This window comes from Candidatus Phytoplasma citri (genome assembly GCF_002009625.1).
In the GTDB taxonomy this organism is placed as follows: domain Bacteria; phylum Bacillota_I; class Bacilli_A; order Acholeplasmatales; family Acholeplasmataceae; genus Phytoplasma; species Phytoplasma citri.
The window spans coordinates 1-7,817 of record NZ_MWKN01000003.1 but is presented as its reverse complement, the minus strand read 5'-3'; the positions used below and the strand labels follow the sequence as shown (position 1 = coordinate 7,817).

Sequence of the window (7,817 nt, the reverse complement as noted above, 5' to 3'; positions counted from 1 at the left end):
AATTTATTATTTTTTAATCAATTAATGTTTTAACAAATTCTTGTATATCTATAGATCCTGTTCTTAATATTTTAAAATTATTATTAGTTATTTCTATAACTGCGGAAGGTATGTTAGATGAATTATAATTATTGGGTAATATTTTTTTAACTTTATACTGATAAATTTTTTTAATAATTTTAAAATTATTCAAAGGTGGTTGTCCGCTTTGATTGACAGAAGTGGTTTTTAAAGGTCCTTCTTTTTTTAATATTTCAAGAGCTATAGGGTGATTGGGTATTCTAATGCCGATTTTATTTTCTTTAGTTAGTTGAAAATATTGTTTTTTAGTGTTAACTATTAAAGTTAAAGGACCTGGCCAAAATTTTTTAGATATTTTTTTTATTTGGTTATTAATTTCTATAATATTTTTTATTTGTTCTAAATTATAAAATAAAAGAGCTATTGGTTTGTTTAGATCTCTTTTTTTTAATTGATAAATTTGATTTAAACTTTGATTATCATTCCAAGGCGCACCCATCCCATACACAGTATCTGTGGGAAAAATAATTATGTTATTTAAGATTTTCATAAATTATTTAAAAGTTATCTTCTTTCCATTTTTTTTGTTGAAACTCTTCTAGTAAAGGTTTTATAATTAAATCTATATTTCCTTCCATAAAATCATTCAATTTATATATTGATAAATTTATTCTATGATCTGTTATTTTATTATTTGGATAGTCGTAAGTTCTTATTTTTTCACTTCTATCACTTTTCCCTATTAAATCTTTTTTAATTTGATTTTTTTTTTGTTTTTGTTCAGATTGTTTTTGATAATAAATTTTATTAGTTAATAATTGAAAAGCTTTTTCTTTGTTTTCGTGTTGACTTTTAGCTATTTGGCATGCTGTGCTAATACCTGTAGGTAAATGTGTTAATCGTACTGCTGATTTGGTGGTATTAACAGATTGTCCTCCAGGGCCGCTAGCATTAAAAGTATCTACTCTAATATCATTCCAATTAATTTCTATTTTAGGATTATTATCGTTAGGAATTACTAATATTTTAGCTGTAGATGTATGTATTCTCCCCTTATTTTCTGTTTTCGGAATGCGTTGTACCCGGTGTATTCCGGATTCATATTTAAGATAATAAAAAACATTTTCCCCTTTAATTATAAATTCAACAGATGAAATTCCTTCTTTGGGAGTGGATAATAGATTGATTATGTCTAATTTCCATTTTTTATCTTCTACATATTTTTTATAAGCCCGAAATAAATCTGCGACAAATAAATTAGATTCTTGTCCTCCGATACCTTTTTTAATTTCTACAATTACATTCTGTTTATCTTCTTTGTTATATTTTTCTGGAGATAATAATTTTTCTAATTGATTAGTTTTATTTTGTATTTTTTTATTTAAATTATTTTTTTCTGTTTCTAATAATTGAATTATTTCTTGATCTTGAATTTGGTCATTTTGTTTAGATAATGTTTTTTGTATTTTTTGATATTCTTTTTCTAATTGAATATATTCTTCGTAAACAAAAACAATTTTTTGGAGTTTATTTAGTTCTTTTAATAAATCAATATTTTGAAAATTTTGTGGGTTTTCTAATATTTTTTTTTGATTTTTTAAATATTTTTTTTTAATTAATTCTAATTTCTCAAACATCTAAATGGTTATATCATCCTATTTTTTCATTCTATTAAATGGTCAGTTTCATTAAATAATAAACAATTAGAATCAAAATTAAAAAATTTAGTACTTGTTATACCTTGGCGATTTTTAGCAATAATTAATTCTGTATGCCCTAAATCAATATTATATTCGCTATATTTTTCTTTGGAATAGTATCCTTTTCTGTATAAAAACATGACTATATCAGCATCTTGCTCAATACTTCCTGAATCTCTTAAATCTGATAGAATAGGTTTTTTATCTTCTCTTTTTTCTACCTCTCTAGATAATTGAGATAAAGCTATAACTGGTATTTTTAATTCACGAGCCATTTGTTTTAAACTTTTAGAAATATCAGAAACTTCTTCTTGACGATTATTAAAACTAGATTGACGATTATTTGGATTATTTTTTCGAATTAATTGTAAATAATCAATAATGACTACATCTAATTTGTTTTGATGCTTTAATTTACGGCATTGCGTTCTTATATCTAAAATATTGACTGCTACTGAATCATCAAAATAGATGTTTAATTTTTTAAGTTTATCAGCTGTTACTTTTAGTAATGATTTTTGAGTTTGATTTAATAATCCTAATTGAATGTTTTTATGAGGTATTTCGCTTTGAGAACTTAATATTCTTGTTACTAATTGTTCATTGGACATTTCTAAACTAAAAATAGCTACATAGGTTTGAGAATTATTATTATTTTGAGCCATTTTAATTGCTAAATTAGTCATGAAACTACTTTTACCCATAGAAGGCCTAGCGGCAATAATAATTAATTCTTCTTTTTTTAATCCTAGAGTTACTTCATCTAAATTTGTATAACCAGTACTTATGCCAATAATATTTTTATTCGGTAAATTATTTAGAGTTTTTTCTTGTACTGTTTCTATTAAATTATTAATTTTAACAAAATTATTATTTTTACTTTTATTAGAAATTTGGAAAATTTTTTCTTCCGCTAAATTTAAAAAAATTTGTGGCTCAATATCAGGATTATTTAAACCTTCATGTACAATAGAAGAAGCAGTTTGAATAATATTTCGTTTAATAGCTGCTTCATTAACTAAATTAATGTATGTTTCCAAATGATAAATAGATGGAATTATTTCTCCTAATTGAATTAAATAGTTTTGTCCGCCATCTATATGAATATTTTTATTTTGTAGTAATGTATATACTGAATAATAATCTATAGATTTTGATGTTTCAAATAATTCTTGAATCGCTTGGAAAATTTTTTGGTTATTAAGATTAAAAAAATCACTAACCTCTAAACGACCTAATACATTAATAATTTGTTTTGGTTCTAAAAAAATAATTCCTAAAATGGATTTTTCTGCTTCTGCGTAATAAGGCAGTTTTATATTTTCATTCATGATTTTTTAGCTTTTACATTAATTGTTAAATTAGCTATGATATTATCTTTTAAAATAATATTAGCTTTGTAGATGCCTAAAGAATTTATTTCGTTATCTAAAATGATTTTAGGTTTATCTAATAAAATATTATGACTTTTATAAAGTTCATCTATAATGTGTTTAGGAGTTATTTTTCCGTGCATTTCTCCATTAGGACCTATTTGGATTTGAATAGTAATTGGTTTATCTTCTATTTCTTCTTTTAGTTTGGTCATTAAGAGAATTTTTTGTTGTTCTTTTTCTTCTTGGATTTTTTTATTTTGTTTTAATTTTTCAATATTTTGAGAATTTGCTAAAAGAGCTTTTTTGGTTCTAATTAAATAATTACCATAACCAGCATTAACTTGAATAATTTCTTCTTTTTTACCTTTATCAGTTAAATCTTCTAATAAAATAATTTTCATATTCTCATTTCCTTCTTGATATTCATTTTTCAAAATTGTTTTTAATTCTAATACAACATCATTAATATTAGCATTTTTAATTTGAGCAGCTGCGCTATTGATATGTCCTCCTCCGTTCATTTGTTCCATAACAATTTGCACATTAATATTATCGTTACAGGATCTAGCACTAATGCCTATTTGATGAGTAGATGATAATTCTCCTATTACAAAAGCTGCTTCAATATTTTGTACATTTAAAGAATTTTCTGCTACTTTAGCTAAAAATGAACGATCATCAATCGGTTTATCACTTGTAATGATAGCAAATTTTTTCATGTAAATCTCCATACGAGATAATAATTGATTCATTTCTAAAATTTGATCATAACTTTGTCTTAACCATAATTTAATTTTTTGACTTTCCGCTCCCATATTAATTAAACGCGATGCTACTTCTAAAGTTCTTTCGCTAGTTCGAGAAGTAAAATAATTAGTATCAATAATCATACCTCCGTACATAATAGTCGCTTCTAAAGGAGAAATATATACTGGATGGTTTAAAAAAAATATTAATTCCATTATCATTTCTACGGTTGATGAAGCGGAGGCATCTATATAGGCGAATTTGTTTGAAATAATTTTTTCTGAAGAACGATGATGATCAATAATGATTATATTATCGGTTAAAGTTAATAATTCTTTGTTATCTAAAATTTCTAAATGTTGATTATCTACAATAATAATTAAGGAATTTTTATTTATCATTTTATTTGCTTTTTGAAAATCAATAATATTTTTAAAAAGATTGGGATTTTCTTGATTTAAAATTTCATAAATATTTTGGAAATTTTTCTCCATTAAGTTTATATCCATGATAATATAATGATCTTGATTGTTATTTAATGAAGATGCTATTTTATAAATAGCAATCATTGAACCAAAAGCATCTAAATCTGGATTTTTATGACTCATGAAAAAACAATTATGATGTTTTTGAATCAGATCTTTAATGATTTCAGAATTAACTCTAGATATGATTTTAGAGTTTGTATTTAAAGAAGCTTTAGTGGCTCCGAAATATTGAATTTTTTGATTTTCAATATTCACGACTACTTGATCTCCGCCTCTTTTTTGGGCTAATTCTAATGCACTTTGAGAATAATAAGCTAATTGGTTGAAAGGTAAGTTATAACAAGCAATTCCCATAGATAAAGTTATGTTTAATTTGTATTTTTCAGAAATATTTCTGATATTTTTTAAAATTGAAAATTTTTCTAATATCATATTTTCCAATTGTTCTCTTTTTAATAAAAGTAAAAATTTATCATCTGATAATTGCTTCAAATAACTTTCATAAATTTCGAAAAAATCTGAAATAGCACTTAAATATTCCACTTTGATTTGTGATTGTTCAGAAAAGTCTAAATTTTTTAAAGAATTTTCTAAATTATCAAAGGATAGAAATATTAAAGCAGGTGTAGCTTGATGATAAAGAATTTGTATTTTTTCTCTTTGGGTTACATCAAATAAATAAAAAACATTAAATTCTCTTTTATATAGACAATCAAAAAATTTATTTCCTATATTTAAAACTATTTGTTTCTCTTTATCTTGAGTATTTAATAATTCGGCCATTTGTTTATTTATTAAGTTTAGAGAAGTATTAATATTAGGGTTATTAAATATTTTATTAGCATAAGTATTTATCCATTCAATAGTATTGTTGGTAGTATTAATTACGATAATTCCTATGGTTAATTCGTTGAATACTTCTTCACCTATTTTATCTATATAATAAGATAATTTGGACCATAAAGATAATCTTTTTTGTAATCTTTTAATCTTTAAACTTCTTTGAAAATGCATATAAATGCTTAAAAGGATAAAAAAAATAACTAATTTTCCTAAAATGCTAAAAAATAATTTAATAATAATTTTTTTTACTTCTTGAATTTCTTTATTTGGGTTATGAATTAATAATTTGATGTTATCATAATCAAGGAAGGTCATATATAAAAATGTACCAATCAAAATTATAAATAAAAAAATTTTTTTATAATTGAGATTTTTTTTTCTTAATGTTAACATAATTAATAATTCAACTCTCTTTTCTAAAAAAACACGGTTTAAAAGTTAAAAATAAAGATAATTTTATTATATAAAAAAAACAAAACAAGTTATTTAAAAAAAACTTGTTTATTATTTATAAATATTTTATTTTTCCACAAAAGGTATTAAGGCCATATGACGCGCTCTTTTTATAGCTATTGCTAATTTTCTTTGCCATTTGGCGCATACTCCGGTTATTCTGGATGGTAAAATTTTACCTTCACTACTTATAAATTTTTTGAGAATTTCTGTATTTTTAAAATCTATATCGGTGAATTTATTTTGCTTAAAAAAACATACTTTACGACGTTTTTTAAAATATTTTTTTCGAATCATTTGCATATTATATTCTATTTACATTCCTTAGTTAAAATTAGCATTTATTATTTTTTAAAATTATTAAATATTTAAAAAAGCGAATCATCATCATCTTCTTTATTATTGAAATCTTTATTATTTTGGACATCTCTATTGTTTAATAATGTTCTTTCAATATTTAAATTATTAGAATATTCATTTTTTTGTTTGTTTTTTTTATAATCAGAATATTCTTTGCTTTCTAAAAATTTAATATTCTTGCAGACGATTTTGGTATCGAAATTGGTTTTTTGGTTATTATTAGGATCTTCGTATATTTCTGTTCTAACTTTACCTTCTACAGCTAACAAACTGCCTTTATTAATGTATTTGGTTAAATTTTCTGCTTGTTTGTCCCAAACAATACAACGAATTATATCTGATTCTTTTTTGCCTTCTTGATTTGTGTATTCTCTATCCACGATTAAATTAAAAATAACATAAGGTATGTTAGTTTCTTTTGTAAGTCTTATTTCAGGATCTTTAGTGATTCTTCCTATTAAAAATACCCTATTTATCATTACTGTCTCCTATTTGTGTATTTTCTTTATTTTTTGATAATTAAAAAACGAATTATTTCTTCGGTTATTTTCATTAATTGATTAAATTTTTCTACAAATGTATTATCTGCTTTGATTGTGGATTGTACATAATAACCTTGTTTAAATTTTTTAATTGGATAAGCTAATTCTTTTAACTCTACAGGAGTTGAAGTAATTTCTTCGAAATAATTAATATCTTTATTTTTAAGAAAATTTTTGTTTAAATTTTCTACTATTTCTTGAGCTTTTTCTAGGCTTATATTTGGTTTTATAATGTACATTAATTCGTATTCTTTCATGTTTGTTGATTTTTTTGCTCCTTTTTTATACAGTTTTTTCTAATAAAATATCTTAAATCTTAATTATATATATTGTTAGATTATAGCTTTATAAATCAAAAATAATTAACTTTGTTAGATTAAATTTTAATAGAAATTTTAATATTTTATAATAAAAAAATAAAAATTATAAATTAATAATATGTAAATTTTTTATTATAAAAACTTATAAAAACTAAATTTTATCAAATTGAAATGATGATATACTCTAGGTTTTATTCTAACAAATAAAAAAAACAATGTCAAACATTATTAATAAAAAACTCATTTATAGTTTGATAAATTTAATTTCTTGATTGTTTAAGGAGGTGATTTTGTTGTAGCATTAAATAATTTAATTTTTTTTAATAATTATTAAACAAAGTAAAAATTATATTTATTTTTTCTATAAATAGAAAAAAATAAAATTTTAAATTCTATTAGATTTTTAAAAATAAAATTTCTTTTTTTAAATTAAAATTTTTTTAACTTTTTCAAATATTTTTTAAATTTGTAATAAAAAAAAGGAGTTTTTGTTGTGAATGTGCAAAAAGCTATATTTTATTTGAGTAATATTTTTAATTTTATTCAAAATTATTATCATTATTTTGTGAATATAATTTTTTGGTTAATTATTTTTATTGTAGTTTATTTAATTATTTGGGTTATTAGTTTAATTTTTAATATTTTGTGTTTATTGCCAAAATTAAGGTTTTTCAATAAATTGTCTTCTAATTCTTATTACAGTTCATCTTATGCTTCTTCTAACAATGATTTTCAAAATAAAATATCTTCACCTAGAGGATTTTTTTTTACTTCAATACTTATTTTAATATTTTTTATTTTGTTATTAATGAGTTTATTTTTTATTAAAAAATTTAATTTTACTCCTTTGTCAAAAATCATAAGTTTACCAAATTTTTCTAAAGAAAAATTAAATCAATTAACAGCATTACCTAACAATTATTCTTATAATAATGTTTTTTTTCATCAAAAATTGGTCAAAGATCTA

8 protein-coding genes are annotated in these 7,817 nt (G+C 22.1%); 1 reads left to right on the top strand and 7 read right to left on the bottom strand.

Features of this window, described 5'->3' with window-relative positions; translation table 11 throughout:
* Positions 1-13 precede the first annotated feature (13 nt).
* The 7 genes from B2G44_RS00320 to rpsF all read right to left on the bottom strand — a co-directional run bounded on the left by B2G44_RS00320 (position 14) and on the right by rpsF (position 6,787).
* The gene (locus tag B2G44_RS00320; RefSeq protein ID WP_078122878.1) at positions 14-571 is read right to left on the bottom strand and encodes an L-threonylcarbamoyladenylate synthase; all 558 of its coding nucleotides are present in this window, start codon (positions 569-571) and stop codon (positions 14-16) included.
* A gap of 7 nt (positions 572-578) precedes the next feature.
* Complete coding sequence (gene prfA, locus B2G44_RS00315) at positions 579-1,658, bottom strand: peptide chain release factor 1 (RefSeq protein WP_078122877.1); 1,080 nt, start codon at positions 1,656-1,658, stop codon at positions 579-581.
* Between the two features lie 26 nt (positions 1,659-1,684).
* Positions 1,685-3,052: a replicative DNA helicase gene (dnaB, locus tag B2G44_RS00310; RefSeq protein ID WP_078122876.1), complete on the bottom strand. Its 1,368-nt coding sequence runs from the start codon at positions 3,050-3,052 to the stop codon at positions 1,685-1,687.
* Positions 3,049-5,568 (bottom strand): 50S ribosomal protein L9, encoded by a 2,520-nt coding sequence (rplI, locus tag B2G44_RS00305; RefSeq protein WP_078122875.1) that lies wholly within the window; start codon positions 5,566-5,568, stop codon positions 3,049-3,051. The genes dnaB and rplI overlap by 4 nt, the downstream gene beginning before the upstream one ends.
* A gap of 126 nt (positions 5,569-5,694) precedes the next feature.
* Complete coding sequence (rpsR, locus tag B2G44_RS00300) at positions 5,695-5,931, bottom strand: 30S ribosomal protein S18 (protein ID WP_078122874.1); 237 nt, start codon at positions 5,929-5,931, stop codon at positions 5,695-5,697.
* A gap of 65 nt (positions 5,932-5,996) precedes the next feature.
* The gene (locus B2G44_RS00295) at positions 5,997-6,467 is read right to left on the bottom strand and encodes a single-stranded DNA-binding protein (RefSeq protein WP_078122873.1); all 471 of its coding nucleotides are present in this window, start codon (positions 6,465-6,467) and stop codon (positions 5,997-5,999) included.
* A 26-nt stretch (positions 6,468-6,493) separates the two neighbouring features.
* Positions 6,494-6,787 (bottom strand): 30S ribosomal protein S6, encoded by a 294-nt coding sequence (gene rpsF, locus B2G44_RS00290; RefSeq protein ID WP_078122872.1) that lies wholly within the window; start codon positions 6,785-6,787, stop codon positions 6,494-6,496.
* A gap of 556 nt (positions 6,788-7,343) precedes the next feature.
* Here rpsF and B2G44_RS00285 point away from each other — a divergent pair.
* Positions 7,344-7,817 (top strand): hypothetical protein (locus tag B2G44_RS00285; protein WP_143325086.1); only part of this gene is annotated, 474 nt, incomplete at its 3' end.